Below are 15,870 nucleotides of genomic sequence, written 5' to 3'. Positions count from 1 at the left end.
TTAGGTATAGAAAAATTACTTTGCCAGATTAAAAAAATTAACATTCGTAAGATTATGAATGATGAAAGTGAAGCTTTTCGTTATTGCAGACAATATTCTGTCAATCTTATTATTTTTTATTCTTTACCTACTGTCTCTTTAATAGATGTAATAAAAAGAATTAAACGTTTTTCTCCCATTATAAAAATAGTGGTTATTTCGCCTAAAATAGACTCAATACTTTCCGTCACATTGCTACAGTTAGGTATTGAAGGGTTTATCGTTATAGATTCCTCTGCTGCGAATGTGCTTCAGGCCATTCGACAAATTTGTATTGGCCAACGTTATATTAGTCCAGAAATTGCTATGGATATTGCATTAACGAAAGTTCAAGCAGACTTAAATCCGCTACATCATCTTTCTGAAAGAGAGTTACAGATAATGTCGATGATTATAAGAGGGAAAAAAATAGCACAAATTGCACAAGAGCTGAATATCAGCACTAAAACAGTAAATAGCTATCGTTATCGAATGTTTAGTAAACTTAAAATCTCAGGTGATGTAGAATTAACTCATATAGCAGTTCGTTATGGGTTAATCGAGATAGAGAGTTACTTACAAAGTGGAAAACATATTTGATGCTAAAGCATTTCTAAGTCGAGTAACGAGTCAACCGGGTGTGTATCGAATGTATGACGCCTCAGGCACCGTTATTTATGTTGGAAAAGCAAAAGATCTGAAAAAACGATTATCAAGCTACTTTCGTGCTCAGGTGAATAGTCGTAAAACAGAAGCATTAGTAAAATGTATTGCCAATATTGATGTTACCGTGACACATACGGAGACAGAAGCGCTACTTTTAGAGCATAGCTATATTCAGCGTTATCAGCCTCGCTATAATGTGTTACTACGAGATGATAAGTCCTATCCGTATATTTATTTAAGTGCAGACAAACACCCAAGATTGGCGAGTTATCGTGGTGCTAAACATGCTAAAGGGGAATACTTTGGCCCTTTCCCTAACTCTTTGGCGGTGAGAGAAACATTAGCTTTGATGCAAAAATTATTTCCTATTCGTCAATGTGAAGATAGTGTTTACCGCAATCGCTCACGCCCTTGTTTGCAATATCAAATAGGCCGTTGTCTCGCCCCTTGTGTAAAAGGCTATGTCTCTGATGAAGAGTATGCACAGCAAGTCAATTATGTGCGTCTTTTTTTATCCGGCGATGACAGCCAAGTGATTGAAGGCTTAATTAAACGGATGGAAGAGGCAAGCCAAGCGTTACGCTTTGAAGAGGCTGCGCGTATTCGTGACCAAATTCACGCGGTAAGACAAGTTACTGAAAAACAGTTTGTGGCTAATATTGGCGATGATCTCGATGTGATTAGCGTGGCATTTAATGGTGCGATTGCTTGTGTGTATGTGCTCTTTTTCCGTCAAGGTAAAGTGCTTGGTAGTCGTAGTTATTTTCCTAAAGTACCGGCAAATACATCATTAGACGAAGTGGTACAAACCTTTATTGGACAATTTTATTTACAAGGCAGTGCGATCCGCACTTTACCCACAGAAATTTTGCTCGATTTTAATCTTGAAGATAAAACGATTTTAGCGGAGTCAATTTCTTCGATAGCAGGACGTAAGATCCATATCCAAACTAAACCCCGTGGTGATAGAGCACGCTATTTAAAACTAGCACGAACTAATGCAGCTACGGCATTAGCCACTAAGCAAGTTGAACAATCAACTATTTCTCAACGTTATAACTCGTTAATGTCACTTTTAGAGATGAAAGAGATAAAACGAATGGAATGTTTTGATATTAGTCACACTATGGGAGAGCAAACTGTGGCTTCATGTGTCGTATTTGACATGAATGGCCCATTAAAATCGGAATACAGGCGCTATAATATTAGTGGGATCACTCCGGGGGATGATTATGCCGCGATGAATCAAGTTTTGACTCGTCGTTATGGCAAGTCATTAGAAGAGAGTAAAATACCTGATATTATTTTTATCGATGGTGGTAAAGGGCAATTAGCACAAGCCATTGACGTATTTCAATCACTTGATGTCGATTGGGATAAATCACACCCTAAATTAATTGGTGTCGCGAAGGGGAGTGATCGTAAAGCGGGGTTAGAGACACTATTTTTTAAACCAGAAGGCGAAGGTGTGGCACTTCCTTCTGATTCACCCGCGTTACATTTGATCCAACATATTCGTGATGAGTCGCATCGTCACGCAATAACGGGGCATCGTCAGCGTCGTGCTAAGGTTAAAAACACCAGTTCTCTAGAATCGATTGAGGGGGTGGGACCAAAACGACGTCAAATGCTATTGAAGTATATGGGGGGTTTACAAGCTTTACGTGATGCAAGCGTTGAAGAAATTGCGAAAGTTCCCACAATTTCGACCGCGTTAGCAGAAAAAATTTTTAATGCGTTGAAACACTAAGTGTATTGATGCACCATATTAATAACTCTCACTTTTCTAGGTCGTGTAGAACGCTATGCAACTAAATATTCCAACTTGGCTAACTTTATTTCGTGTCGCTTTAATTCCATTCTTTGTTTTGGTGTTTTATTTACCATTTAAAGATGCTCCCCTTATTTGTGCCATTATTTTTATGGTAGCTGCCGCCACTGACTGGTTTGACGGTTTTTTAGCCCGCCGTTGGAAGCAAACCACTCGCTTTGGGGCTTTCCTTGATCCGGTTGCAGATAAGGTAATGGTTGCTACAGCATTAGTATTAATTACTGAACACTATCATGTATGGTGGATCACTTTACCGGCAGCGACCATGATCGCACGTGAAATTATCATCTCATCACTAAGAGAATGGATGGCTGAATTAGGTAAACGTAATAGTGTGGCAGTTTCTTGGATTGGAAAAGTGAAGACTACCGCACAAATGGGTGCACTTGTTGTGCTATTATGGCGTCCGACTATTGAAGCTGAGTGGTTCGGATTTGTATTGTTATACATTGCGACGGTATTAACATTCTGGTCTATGTTCCAATATTTGAGTGCTGCATGGTCAGATTTGCGTGAAGCTTGATCGAAATGACTGAAAATTCACCGAACAGTCAAAAAGATGCAAATATAGTGTTGACTAGATTCAGGAAATCAGTAGAATGCAACGCATCGAAAGGCACAACGGTTTACAGAAATAAATAAGTAAATCAGCAAGTTCGGTAAAGCGGGAATAGCTCAGTTGGTAGAGCACAACCTTGCCAAGGTTGGGGTCGCGAGTTCGAGTCTCGTTTCCCGCTCCAATCTCTTAAGAGATTGAGCAGTTGAGGCGCGTTGGCAGAGTGGTCATGCAGCGGATTGCAAATCCGTGTACCTCGGTTCGATTCCGGGACGCGCCTCCATAAATGCCCAGGTGGTGAAATCGGTAGACACAAGGGATTTAAAATCCCTCGGCCTTTAGGCTGTGCGGGTTCAAGTCCCGCCCTGGGCACCACTCCTAATTGAGAGAGTGGTGTAAAAAGACCATAAATAATGGCATTGGGAAGTAGTTAGTCGTCCTTACCAGTAAAAATTAGTTATAATTTTACGGACGCACCACAGAATTTAGCCCAGGTGGTGAAATCGGTAGACACAAGGGATTTAAAATCCCTCGGCCTTTAGGCTGTGCGGGTTCAAGTCCCGCCCTGGGCACCATATAAAATACGGACCTTAATTTAGGTCCGTTTTTTCTTCTAACCACAACGCTGATGGTTGGTATAGGAAAAGTAGTTTTAACGTAATAAATATTGTTATTAGCTACATAAAGTTAAAACAAAAAAATGATTTAAGTTTATTTATTATGTACTTAACTAATAAATAAGTACCAAAAATAAATAAATACAATTTAGCCCAGGTGGTGAAATCGGTAGACACAAGGGATTTAAAATCCCTCGGCCTCTAGGCTGTGCGGGTTCAAGTCCCGCCCTGGGCACCATATAAAACTTTACTACTACTTTAGTAAGTTAAAAATACTAAGCCACCCAATAGGGTGGCTTTTTGCTTTCTAAACACCTCGCTTTCACTAAACCAAGTTATAACACACCTAGAATAATTTCATAAAATGACTATCATTTTACAAATCCGTGATGTTATATTATAACAAAATATCATGGGTGGTTTTGTTTATGTGGATAGTTAATTTTAAAAATTTCTCTTGGCGAGCAGTTTCGATATTGATGTCTTTCTTTTTATTGATGACTACACTAAAAGTTTTAGCACATCCTCATAGCTTTATTGATATGCAAACAACTTTTAATACACAAGATGATAAGTTAATTGGATTAACTTTTTCTTGGGTTATGGATCCGATAACCTCAATGGATATTCTGTACGATATATATAATGCGCAACCAGAAAGTGATATTTGGAAAAAACAGGCGGCGAGATTAATGAGCAATATATTATCTCAGAACTATTTTTCCGAGTTTTATATGGATGGGAAAAAACAAAAGTTTCGTCGTATACCAAGCCATTACACTCTTATAAAAGAGAAGTTACAGGTGAAGTTTAGCTTTGATGTGCTATTTATCACCCCATTGCCATTCGCTAAACATCATTTTGAACTTTTAACTTATGATCCCACTTTTTATGTCAGCATGACCTATCGTGACAATACACAGATCATATTGCCTTTAGAAATGATCGCTGATTGTAAACACAAACTGATTGAACCTTTTGCTGATGAAAGTTTAAAAGAATATGCACAATCATTAGATATCAATGGCTCTGCTGATAGTGATTTAAATTTAGGGCTCTCTTTTACACAACGAGTACAAGTATTATGCCAATAAATATAACGAAGGAAAGGGGATTACTAATTAGCTTACTCACAGTGATAGCCAGTTGTTTGTTATTGATTGCTTATTATTGGTCTGAACTAACTTATTTTAATGTTCAATGGCAAAAAGTTATCAATAGCTATCTTGCAGAATTAATGCAAGATATTAGCGAAAATAATTGGCAAGTAGGCTTTATATTAATAGGTGTTAGTTTTTTGTATGGGTTACTGCATGCTGTTGGCCCTGGGCATGGAAAAGTCATTATTAGTACTTATATTGCTACTCACCCGACTAAATTAAAACAAAGTGCGTGGTTAAGTGTCCTTGCTTCATTGCTACAAGGTACAGTTGCCATAGTTATCATTACTGTTATATTAATAATATTAAACCTATCAAGCTCTCATTTAAAAATAGCGAGTCATTACATTGAAAATAGTAGCTATTTATTAATTTCATTATCTGGCATTATTATTTTTATCCAGTCTATTCGTCGTTTATTGTCAGACTATAAAAAGCGTGCTTTTTATATTAAACAGGCAACACCTATCATCAAGCGATCTAGATATCTCTATAAACATAAAAGCAACCAAACAATCTCACAAACATCATGTTGTGGTCATAAACATGTGGTGACTTCCAATGAATTACAAGGGAATTGGTCGGCACAATTGTTGGTACTATTCGCTATTGGCAGCCGCCCTTGCTCTGGCGCATTGTTAGTATTGTTATTTTCATATGCATTAAATATCTATCTTTGGGGAATAGCAGCTGTCATTGCAATGGCAATAGGAACGGCTTTAACCATTACTGCAATTGCATTAACAGTTTATTATATGCGAAATGTTGCTTATCGGTTTTCGGTAAAAAATACTAACTTATCTTTTAGGTATATGGCGGAGTTACTACGTCTATTAGCAGGAATATTGTTTATATTTTTAGGTATACTGATGTTTAATAGTGCAATAACGTTAAATAGAGAAGATATAATGCCGTTATTTCGCTAATAGTTACAGGTTAATGACATGGCAATGTAAGAAAACGCAGACTTTCCTTAATAGAACGCCTGCGTTTCAAATATTAGTTATTTTGCATATTGGTATTATTTTTTTCTAACCATTTTTGCATTTGTTCAATTTCAGGGCCTTGTGCATCAATAATAGCTTGTGCTAATTTGCGCATTTCAGGATCAGTACCATACTTTAGCTCGATTTTTGCCATATCAATTGCTCCCAAATGGTGAGCAATCATTCCCTGCGCAAATGCAACATCTGCATTAGCACTATTCATTCCTTTTGCCATATTTTCATGCATTTTATTCATTGAATCCATGAGCTCTTGGTTCATAGGAGAGTTACTCTGTGCCACATTAGTACTCATATTCATATTCATATGTGAATTATTGGCTATTGCACCAAAAGAGAGTGAACCCATTAAAACGATGGCGATAGGTAAAACTTTTTTCATCAGTGTTCCCTTTATATTGTATGAATTATTCTTATTCTAAAGATTCCCCTTAGGGGAAGGTCAAGGTTACAACTAAAAGTTTAGAATACTTTACTTTTAATGACGTTTTATCTTATAAAGTATTATCAATATGCTTGAATAAATAATTGTTATAATAGCTATAATGAAAACCAGATATACTTGCGATAAATCTTATTTTTAACGCATGTCCAAATAATAATTAAAATCAGAATTTAAGTATAATAACTTAACAATATTTAAATTATAATAATAAATTATTTCTTATGCCAATAGGGCTACATGTCTGCGTAATAAAATGTAAAAAATAAAAAGAATTGTAATCAATATTGAATATGAATGGCTTTAATTATATACAGATACAAAGATGATTAGTGATGTGGGGGCTTTCATGAAACAAATAATTATTATTGCAGGAGGAATTATATCATTGACTATTATGATTGCTATTTTTGTTGCAATCTTAGTTGTTTCTGTATTTAAAGAAGATACCGTTGCTGCTTGGAATAATAGCCGTAATGTTATTGAAAACTCCTCAACACAAATCAACGATATGTTTTCTTTTGTCAAAGGTAAGCGTGATGATGTCATGGCACGTTATCAATCATTAGAAAACAGTGAAAGTTGTAATCAACTCGTGTCTAAATTAGACAGTGTTGAAAAAGCACTAGCGGAAGGTAGTTTGTTACTTCCTCGGTCATCAATTGAGCAAATTTTTGCTATTAAAAATAGCCTTAATGATAGCTCATCTCCAGCCCAAAGCTTTGCCTGTGAGCAAGCTATTCAATTTATAGACAGAATTAATCCATAAGTATTAAGCTACTGTATAGTTATTCTCTTTATTTTTATAATATAGACTCTCTATTATTAGACTAACTGCAACAATAAGCCCGTGAAGATCTATTTATAATAGCATGAAATGGTTATCATTTTTTATTAATAAAAATGTAATTCAGTAACGCTATTTTTCCTTGCCGATCTCCCTTTTGCGATCCAAATAAAATGTTAACGTTAAAAAGAAGCCAATGTAGGGATTTAATTTAGCGCTATGCCTATGCTAACATAATAGGCTGATTCGTTTTAGTCAGATGTTTTTCTATTCATTAGTTTGTTTTTATCTTTACTTATGCTTTATAAAACACACTTTATTATCTATTCTATTTAGATGTTATAAAATATAACGATGGGTATTTGCGCTTCTTTTATGAAATTCACTGGCAGTAGTACATAAGTATCTTTTATCTATTTATAAAATTCACTGAAAAGTATTTAAACAATTATGAATATCACCACACCCAATAGCATTAATGAAGTAAGCCGTAAGACGGCGTGGATCAGGGTAATTATTCTATCATTTGCTGCTTTCGTATTTAATACGACAGAGTTTGTACCTGTTGCATTGTTAAGTAATATTTCTGAAAGCTTTGCCATGGTGCCGGCTCAAACAGGGTTGATGATCACTATTTATGCTTGGGTTGTTGCCCTAATGTCTTTGCCATTAATGATAATGACCAGCAAAGTAGAGCGACGTAAGCTGCTGATTATTTTGTTTATTGTATTTATTCTAAGCCATGTCTTATCTGGCGTTGCATGGGATTTTAATTCGCTAATTGTAGGGCGGGTTGGAGTCGCTTTTGCTCATGCTGTTTTTTGGTCGATTACTGCCTCATTAGCAATAAGAATGGCACCCCATGGTAAAAAAGCACAAGCATTAAGTTTATTAGCAACCGGTGTTGCACTAGCTACCGTGCTGGGTTTACCTCTGGGAAGGGTGGTTGGACAATGGTTAGGATGGCGAGCTACCTTTTTGGGTATAGGTGTACTGGCGCTGATAACCATGCTTGCTTTAATGCGCTATTTACCTTTATTACCTAGTGAACATTCCGGCTCGTTAAAAAGTGTCCCAATATTGCTAAAACGAGCACCATTAGTGGGTATTTTCTTACTAACGGTGATCGCAGTGACCGCTCATTTTACTGCTTATAGTTATATTGAGCCTTTTGTTATTGATATTGCAAAATTAGATGAAAATTTTGCCACTATTGTATTACTGATTTTTGGCGGTGCAGGAATTTTGGGGAGTGTGTTATTTAGTCGCTATAGTACCAAAATGCCAACCTCATTCTTATTCTTTGCACTTATTCTCTTAACCGTATGCTTAAGTACGCTGATGATAAGTAGCCAACATACACTCACATTTATTGCCTTAATCATCTTTTGGGGGATAGGCTTTATGTGTATTGCGTTAGGATTGCAGGTTAAAGTGATTGACTTAGCACCTGATGCAACAGATATCGCCATGTCGATCTACTCAGGTATCTTTAATATCGGTATTGGGGCAGGGGCTTTGTTAGGTAATCAAGTAATATTGCACGCGGGAATGCCAAATATCGGCTATGCAGGAACAGCCTTAAGTATTATTGCACTAGCGTGGTGTGGCTTTATTTTTACCCGTTATCGTGTTGCGATGGGAGGCAAACCTCGCGAAAAAAACCGGCTCCATTAAACAAAACCTATAAATAGCATTTTAAGGCATCTATTGCGCTGAATAGATGCCTTTTTTGTTGTTCTAAAATAGATATCACAGAAATATCTTGTGATAGAATTCACAAAATTGAATTTGGATCTTAGTAGGGCGAAGAAATGAATGGATTAACTTACCTAATATTAGCCATTATATCTGAAGTTATTGCAACAACGGTGTTAAAAGCATCCGATGGCTTTAGTCGATTATATCCATCTATTGTCGTCGTGGTGGGGTATTGTTTTTCTTTTTGGGCGCTATCTCAGGTTGTGAAAGTCATGCCACTGGGTATTGCATATGCAATTTGGAGCGGATTAGGTATTGTTTTAGTTTCTGTTGCGGCTGTTTTTGTCTATCAACAAAAACTCGATTTACCCGCCATCGTCGGTATGACATTAATTATTGCCGGCGTCTTAGTGATTAACTTACTTTCCAATAGCACCTCACACTAATCAGAGATAACAGAGATAATTTAGGTGTTTTTATAATGCAAAGAAAAATGAAAGCAACGTGTTTTTTGTTGATGTTGACCAGCTTTGCGTTGCTTACTGGCTGTAGTCAATCTAAACAAGCACAAAATACCACCGCTCAAGTGATTAATAGCAATAAAACGATAGCGACCACACCTTCTATTCCTTTAGAGGAACCAGCAAAAGAGACCTGTATATTTTCTGGTGGAGTGCCTGCGTTAACTTATGAATTACACGGCGGTCAAACACCCGTTTGTCAATTTGCTAATGGTAAACGTTGTAGTGAACAAGCGTTGATTGATGGTGCCTGTATTCCAGGTTAATACGCTTGGGGATATGCATAAATAAATGATAATTAGAAAAATAGGCGCTTAATGTCTGATTAAGCGCCTATTTTTGTGATGATAATAATCTATCTGCGCTCTATCTTTCTATAGCTAACAGTAGCGTATGTTAGTCTTTTTTGGAAAAAGAAGAGGTGACTTGGCTGATTAATACTAATAAACCAACAATAAAATAAGCAGAAAAGATAATTAACATCCATTGTGGCATTTCTAATGACAAGAACCGCCATTGGCTAACAGAACAATCCCCCGATGCTTGGAATACGGCAGGGAACCAATCTTGCAATGCAAACCAAGAAGGCAAGGTAACAAAGAAATCACAAGTTGCAAAAGGTGATGGATTAAGAATAAGTTGCGTATGTTCCCAAGCCAGTTCAATACCGCGGTATGAGGCATAAAGCCATAAAAAACTACCCGCCATGCGCATTAGTGTCAGTTTTGGCGAAGAAAAACCAATTAATGCGGCAACTAAGATCCCTAATACAGCAATGCGCTGATAAACACACATCACACAAGGCATTAATTCCATTCCGTACTGAAAATACAATGCCGCACCTTCAAGACCAATTGCCGTTAATGCCAGCAGTAACCATGAAAAACGACTTTGTGACCAGTGACGAAGAGCACTCAACATAACAATGTCCATGATAATATTGAAATAAGTTGTTATTCTGCCTAAAAACTAGACTAAAAAAAAGGTAAAATCTCTTATTTCACAAATATTTACATTAATAGGTGTTTTTATGAAAAAATAGGGCTTTTAAACATTAAAAGCCCTAAAAAATACTCATTTCATGATGGTTTTTTATGGAATAGCGATTAAGCCAATTTCATATAACCAATGTGTCATAGGCACGAGCCAGAATTCTACAGCAAGTAATCCTAACAGTGTCATAACGATGGTATAAGGAAGTGCCATCATCACCATACGTCCATAAGATAAGCGGATCAGCGGGGATAATGCAGAAGTTAATAAGAATAAGAAAGCCGCTTGTCCGTTTGGCGTTGCCACTGACGGTAAGTTAGTCCCAGTATTAATTGCGACACCAATATGTTCATATTGAGATTGGCTAATTAATCCTTCTTGCAATGCGCTTAATGCTTCACTGATATAGACCGTACCCACAAATACATTATCTGAAATGGCAGAAAGTAGGCCATTAAAGAGATAAAAGAGTGACAGTTGTGAAGATTCTGATGCCTGTAGAACAAATTGAATAATAGGACCAAATAGCTGTTGATCAATAATCACGGCAACAACGGAGAAGAATACTGTAAGTAATGCGGTGAAAGGCAGTGCTTCTTCAAAAGCTTTACCTAAAGCGTGCTCTTCAGTGATACCACAGAAAGTGGTGGCTAAGATAATAACAGAAAGACCAATAATACCGACCTCAGCAAGGTGTAAGGCCAGTGCAATAATTAACCAAATACCAATTAATGCTTGGATTAATAACTGGGCTTTTTCTTGTTGAGTTCGTTTTTCACTGTTCTTTTTATCGTAATCAGTGAGAACTTTACGCACTAATTCAGGTAGCTCGGCACCATAACCAAACAGCTTAAAGCGCTCAACCAAATAACATACTGCAAGTCCAGCAAAGAAAACGGGAATAGTAACGGGTGACATCCTGATAAAGAAGGTGACAAAATCCCATTCTAGGTGTTTTGCAATGATCAAGTTTTGTGGCTCACCAACCATCGTCATCACACCACCTAATGCTGTACCAACACCGGCATGCATCATTAAGCTACGTAAGAAAGCACGGAATTGTTCTAAGGTCTGTTTTTTCTCTGTGCTATCAATAAAGCCATCATTGCTTAACTCTGCATCAGCCTGGTTAGAGGCAAAGTTATGGTAGATGGAATAGAAGCCTAAAGAAACACTGATCACCACGGCAATCACGGTTAAAGCATCTAAAAAAGCAGATAAAAAGGCACTAGCAAAACAGAATGCTAATGATAATAAGCGTTTAGATCGAATAGAGAGGAGTAATTTTGTAAAAGCAAATAGAAGTAATTGCTTCATAAAATAAATACCCGCAACCATAAAGACCAGTAATAAAATGACTTCAAGGTTGTTGGCTATTTCATGACCTATTTGTTTCGGCGTTGTCATACCAATAATGACGGCCTCAATAGCAAGTAATCCCCCTGGTTGTAGCGGATAACATTTTAATGCCATGGCTAAAGTGAAGATAAACTCAACAACGAGTAGCCAGCCAGCAATGAAAGGGTCAACAAAGAAAAAAATCAGTGGGTTGATGATTAAAAAAGTAATAATAGCAAGCTTATACCAATCAGGGGAGTTCCCCATGAAATTTTTCAGTAATGCTTGTCTTATACTCATATCCATTATGTTTTTTATCCTCCGAATAGAGATTTTAGGCGCCTAAAATGCGCAATCTAGTCATAATACGCTCTAATCGCTGTGAAATTAAGCGTATTCGTAAATAATAAATTGATAAAACAGTGTCATGTTTTATGATGCCATTCACTATTTAGCGATGGTTGAGCTATATCAAAATTAAGCATTCTGATATTATCTTTTCTATTATTAGCAGAAAAAACGCTTCGGAAGAAATAAAAATATGGTTATTAAGGCTCAAAGCCCCGCAGGTTTTGCGGAAGAGTACATTGTTGAAAGTATTTGGAACAACCGTTTTCCACCAGGTTCTATTCTGCCCGCAGAACGTGAGCTTTCCGAATTAATTGGTGTGACAAGAACGACATTGAGAGAGGTTTTACAACGTTTAGCTCGTGATGGTTGGTTAACTATCCAGCATGGAAAACCAACCAAAGTGAATAACTTTTGGGAAACGTCAGGTCTTAATATTCTTGAAACTGTCGCGCGTCTTGATCATGATCGCGTGCCACAATTAATCGATAATTTATTAGCCGTAAGAACGAATATCTCAGCAATTTTTATTCGCACGGCATTTAAAAATAATCCAGAAAAATCCCTAGAAGTGCTGACTCATCAACTAACGACTGAAAATAGTGCTGATGAGTTTAGTGAGTTGGACTATAACATTTTCCGTGGTTTGGCATTTGCCAGCGGTAATCCTATTTATGGATTGATCTTAAACGGACTTAAGGGATTATATACCCGTGTAGGGCGTTATTATTTCTCTAATGTTCAGGCCAAAGAGTTGGCGCTATCATTTTATAAAAAATTGGCGTTGCTATGTGAACAAAAAGATACTGAGCACGTTATGGATTGCGTTCGCCAATACGGAAAAGAGAGTGGCATTATTTGGCATGAGCTCCAATCGCCACTACCTAGTGACTTAGAAGAAGTAAAACGTTAATTCATCGCGTTTATCCCGTCTTAACATCAGCATTGGATCTTATTGATCCAGTGCTGATTTTTTATTATCCAGAAAATGGTAGTAATAGAAATATGATGACTATTATTGGAGAAGTGAAAGAATAGCGGGCTAAAAACAGCAAGCCTAGTTTAACCATCCATTTTTAGGTGATACTTTAATTTGGCTATTTTTAGTAAAAAAAATTTGAAACATATCTCATCTTAATATTATATTCTGATAATAATAAGTTTTTTGGTTTTTCATAAAAATTCCATAATGGGTTTTTATTGGCTTATTTCATTTATATTTGAATAATATATTTATGTATTATTTTTATAAAAAGCGATAAATACTCTATCAATTTGATTTTTAAATAGAATTAATAATTGCTCTGCAAAACTAACACTGTTATTACTAATTAAATGTGATTTGACTCTAAAATTTGCTTTTTTGTGGTGCTAGATGATTATTCTGTGCTGGCTTTTTGTGTATGGAATATTATTCTTATGTTATATCAATGTAAATTATTTGGAGTCTAGCCATGAAAGTGATCATCTTAGGTGGCGGCGTTATTGGTGTAACAAGTGCGTGGTACTTAGTACAACAAGGGCATGAAGTCATTGTTGTCGATAGGCAAAGTAGTGCGGCAGAAGAGACGAGTGCAGGTAATGCAGGGCAAATATCTCCGGGTTATGCAACACCTTGGGGTGCTCCGGGTATTCCATTAAAAGCAGTAAAATGGATGTTTCAAAAACATGCACCTTTAGCGATCCGACCTGATGGCTCACTGTTCCAATTACGCTGGATGTGGCAAATGCTACGTAATTGTGATGCTTCTCATTATGCGATGAATAAGAGTCGTATGGTGCGTATTGCTGAGTATAGTCGTGATTGTATCCGTCAATTACGCCAAGATACCGGTATTGAATACGAAGGACGCCAAGGGGGAACGTTACAGCTATTTCGTGATCAAAAACAATTTGATAATGCCGCTAATGATATTGCTGTATTAAAGCAAGAAGGTGTGGCTTATGAACTGCTAACAGCCGAGCAACTAAAATCAGCAGAACCCGCTTTAGAGCATGTGAGTCATAAACTTACCGGAGGATTACGTCTTCCTAATGATGAAACGGGTGATTGCCAAATCTTTACTAAGAAACTGGCTAAAATGGCTGAAGAGGCCGGGGTTACCTTCTTATTTAATAAAGAAATAAAACACCTACTTTTTGATGGTGATAAAGTCACCGGTGTGCAATGCCATGATGGTTTATTAACCGCAGATCACTATGTTGTCGCCATGGGATCGTACTCGACTGAATTTTTGAAAAATAAAATCACAATTCCGGTTTATCCTTTAAAAGGCTATTCATTAACCATGCCTATTATTGATGCAAGCAGAGCACCAACATCCACTATTTTAGATGAAACATATAAGATTGCGGTGACTCGCTTTGATAATCGCATTCGTGTGGGCGGTATGGCGGAAGTGGTAGGTTTTAATTTGAATATTTTAAAATCACGTTGTGAAACGCTCAAAATGGTTGTTCAAGATCTCTATGAGGGTGGTGGTGATATCAGTAAAGCGACATTCTGGACAGGCTTAAGGCCAATGACGCCAGATGGTACACCGATAGTTGGGCCAACCGCATATCGTAATTTATCCCTAAATACGGGGCATGGTACATTAGGATGGACGATGGCATGTGGCTCAGGACAACTGTTAGCTGATTTAATATCAGGTAATAAAACGGCAATTGCTGCAGATGATCTCTCCGTGTTCCGTTATATCGATGGATTTAATACTAAATTGCTCCGTCCAGGGCAAAAACTTGACGCTGTTTATTAATTAAGGAGAGACGATGTCCAGACCTGCCAAAATTAGCATAAATTTAGATGCGCTGAGTCATAATCTTTCGGTGATCAAATCGAAAGCGCAGGGAAGTAAAGTATGGTCAGTGGTTAAAGCTGATGCTTATGGACATGGTCTTTCTTGTGTTTGGCCTGCATTAAGTCATACCGATGGTTTTGCCTTAATTGAATTAGATAAAGCAATTATGCTAAGAGAGCAAGGATGGGTAGGCCCCATTCTTTTGCTTGAAGGTTTTTTCAAACCAGATGATGTGTATTTATTAGAGCGTTATTCATTAACGACGGTTGTGCATGCTGATTGGCAATTTGAAGCCATTGAGCAAGCGCAATTAGAGCGGCCTATCAATATTTATCTGAAACTCAATAGTGGCATGAATCGGTTAGGTTACCGACCAGAAGACTATCAGCAAGCCATACAAAGAGCAAAACGCATAACTAATATTGGCTCTATTGTACAAATGTCCCATTTTGCCAATGCTGATACAGGGCTGAATATGGCGACACAAAAACAGATTATTGATAGCTCAATGGTAAATGATTTACCGCGCTGTTTAGCCAATTCTGCGGCTATTTTATTTGAACCACAAACCCATCATTCATGGGTTCGTCCCGGTATTATTTTATATGGTGTATCCCCCTCTGGGGTGTGGCAAGATATTGCTGATTTTGATTTGCAACCTGTGATGACCTTTAACAGTGAAGTATTAGCCATTCAGTCAGTAAAAAAAGGTGAGCAAATTGGTTATGGTAGCCGATATACCGCACAACGTGATATGAGAATTGCTGTTGTCGCTTGTGGTTATGCTGATGGTTATCCAAGGCATGCCCCAGATGGTACTCCCGTTATCGTTAAAGGACATAAAACACAATTAGTTGGGCGTATTTCAATGGATATGCTTACTATTGATGTAACCGACTTGCCGGATGTTGAACATGGAAGCCCTGTTGAGCTATGGGGAAATCAATTACCGGTTGATGAAGTTGCACTGGCTTGTGGCACTATTGGTTATGAATTACTGTGCGCTATTGCACCGCGAGTGGCGGTTGAAGTGACGATAAATGTAGCAAACTCTACTTTTTCTGATCTAAATGAAAGTTGTTAATAA

General features: G+C 37.3%; 15 protein-coding genes and 5 tRNA genes. 17 read left to right on the top strand and 3 right to left on the bottom strand.

All coding sequences use genetic code 11. The features are described from left to right. From AACU95_RS09480 to AACU95_RS09435, 10 genes are all read left to right on the top strand, one after another. Positions 1-618 (top strand): LuxR C-terminal-related transcriptional regulator (locus AACU95_RS09480; RefSeq protein ID WP_237612044.1); only part of this gene is annotated, 618 nt, incomplete at its 5' end. Further along, complete coding sequence (gene uvrC / locus AACU95_RS09475) at positions 602-2,434, top strand: excinuclease ABC subunit UvrC (RefSeq protein ID WP_004243286.1); 1,833 nt, start codon at positions 602-604, stop codon at positions 2,432-2,434. The genes AACU95_RS09480 and uvrC, both read left to right, overlap by 17 nt. A gap of 55 nt (positions 2,435-2,489) precedes the next feature. Next, a complete protein-coding gene (pgsA, locus tag AACU95_RS09470) occupies positions 2,490-3,038 on the top strand; it encodes a CDP-diacylglycerol--glycerol-3-phosphate 3-phosphatidyltransferase (RefSeq protein WP_004243285.1) in 549 nt (182 codons plus the stop codon). A gap of 141 nt (positions 3,039-3,179) precedes the next feature. Continuing rightward, positions 3,180-3,255: transfer RNA gene (locus AACU95_RS09465), tRNA-Gly, on the top strand. A gap of 25 nt (positions 3,256-3,280) precedes the next feature. After that, positions 3,281-3,354: transfer RNA gene (locus AACU95_RS09460), tRNA-Cys, on the top strand. Positions 3,355-3,359: 5 nt separating this feature from the next. After that, positions 3,360-3,446: transfer RNA gene (locus AACU95_RS09455), tRNA-Leu, on the top strand. Positions 3,447-3,559: 113 nt separating this feature from the next. Then, positions 3,560-3,646: transfer RNA gene (locus AACU95_RS09450), tRNA-Leu, on the top strand. Positions 3,647-3,839: 193 nt separating this feature from the next. Then, a tRNA-Leu gene (locus tag AACU95_RS09445) sits at positions 3,840-3,926 on the top strand. A 190-nt stretch (positions 3,927-4,116) separates the two neighbouring features. Further along, positions 4,117-4,782 carry a DUF1007 family protein gene (locus AACU95_RS09440; protein WP_087740742.1) on the top strand — a complete coding sequence of 222 codons (666 nt, stop codon included), beginning with the start codon at positions 4,117-4,119 and terminating at the stop codon, positions 4,780-4,782. Further along, a complete protein-coding gene (locus tag AACU95_RS09435; RefSeq protein ID WP_004243282.1) occupies positions 4,773-5,774 on the top strand; it encodes a nickel/cobalt transporter in 1,002 nt (333 codons plus the stop codon). Before AACU95_RS09440 ends, AACU95_RS09435 begins: the two co-directional genes overlap by 10 nt. A 73-nt stretch (positions 5,775-5,847) precedes the next feature. Here AACU95_RS09435 and copM read toward each other — a convergent pair whose 3' ends face one another. Next, positions 5,848-6,234 carry a CopM family metallochaperone gene (copM, locus tag AACU95_RS09430; protein ID WP_004248250.1) on the bottom strand — a complete coding sequence of 129 codons (387 nt, stop codon included), beginning with the start codon at positions 6,232-6,234 and terminating at the stop codon, positions 5,848-5,850. Positions 6,235-6,643: 409 nt separating this feature from the next. On the opposite strand from copM, the gene AACU95_RS09425 reads away from it, so the two are divergent. The 4 genes from AACU95_RS09425 (at position 6,644) to AACU95_RS09410 (ending at position 9,569) form a co-directional block, all read left to right on the top strand. After that, complete coding sequence (locus tag AACU95_RS09425) at positions 6,644-7,063, top strand: hypothetical protein (RefSeq protein ID WP_135050041.1); 420 nt, start codon at positions 6,644-6,646, stop codon at positions 7,061-7,063. A gap of 468 nt (positions 7,064-7,531) precedes the next feature. Beyond that, on the top strand, positions 7,532-8,758 hold the full coding sequence (locus tag AACU95_RS09420) for a sugar transporter (protein WP_012368019.1): 1,227 nt from the start codon (positions 7,532-7,534) through the stop codon (positions 8,756-8,758). Positions 8,759-8,895: 137 nt separating this feature from the next. Next, positions 8,896-9,228 carry an SMR family transporter gene (locus tag AACU95_RS09415; protein WP_004243278.1) on the top strand — a complete coding sequence of 111 codons (333 nt, stop codon included), beginning with the start codon at positions 8,896-8,898 and terminating at the stop codon, positions 9,226-9,228. Between the two features lie 35 nt (positions 9,229-9,263). Then, positions 9,264-9,569 (top strand): putative hemolysin, encoded by a 306-nt coding sequence (locus tag AACU95_RS09410; RefSeq protein ID WP_004250912.1) that lies wholly within the window; start codon positions 9,264-9,266, stop codon positions 9,567-9,569. Positions 9,570-9,699: 130 nt separating this feature from the next. Here the strand turns inward: AACU95_RS09410 and dsbB are convergent, their stop codons facing one another. Together dsbB and nhaB are read right to left on the bottom strand one after the other, a co-directional pair. Next, positions 9,700-10,224: a disulfide bond formation protein DsbB gene (gene dsbB / locus AACU95_RS09405; RefSeq protein ID WP_004248244.1), complete on the bottom strand. Its 525-nt coding sequence runs from the start codon at positions 10,222-10,224 to the stop codon at positions 9,700-9,702. A 171-nt stretch (positions 10,225-10,395) separates the two neighbouring features. Then, complete coding sequence (nhaB, locus tag AACU95_RS09400) at positions 10,396-11,940, bottom strand: sodium/proton antiporter NhaB (protein ID WP_020945776.1); 1,545 nt, start codon at positions 11,938-11,940, stop codon at positions 10,396-10,398. 235 nt (positions 11,941-12,175) lie between these two features. Between nhaB and fadR the strand changes: the two genes are divergently transcribed. The 3 genes from fadR (at position 12,176) to alr (ending at position 15,867) form a co-directional block, all read left to right on the top strand. Beyond that, the gene (gene fadR / locus AACU95_RS09395; RefSeq protein WP_004243274.1) at positions 12,176-12,895 is read left to right on the top strand and encodes a fatty acid metabolism transcriptional regulator FadR; all 720 of its coding nucleotides are present in this window, start codon (positions 12,176-12,178) and stop codon (positions 12,893-12,895) included. Between the two features lie 541 nt (positions 12,896-13,436). Continuing rightward, a complete protein-coding gene (locus AACU95_RS09390) occupies positions 13,437-14,741 on the top strand; it encodes a D-amino acid dehydrogenase (RefSeq protein WP_004243273.1) in 1,305 nt (434 codons plus the stop codon). 13 nt (positions 14,742-14,754) lie between these two features. Next, complete coding sequence (alr, locus tag AACU95_RS09385) at positions 14,755-15,867, top strand: alanine racemase (protein WP_036918459.1); 1,113 nt, start codon at positions 14,755-14,757, stop codon at positions 15,865-15,867. The last annotated feature ends 3 nt before the right edge of the window (positions 15,868-15,870 follow it).

Source organism: Proteus sp. G4415 (assembly GCF_963896075.1).
Taxonomy (GTDB): Bacteria; Pseudomonadota; Gammaproteobacteria; order Enterobacterales; family Enterobacteriaceae; genus Proteus; species Proteus mirabilis.
Note: the sequence above shows the minus strand (reverse complement) of the source record. Positions and strands in the feature narration are given on the sequence as shown.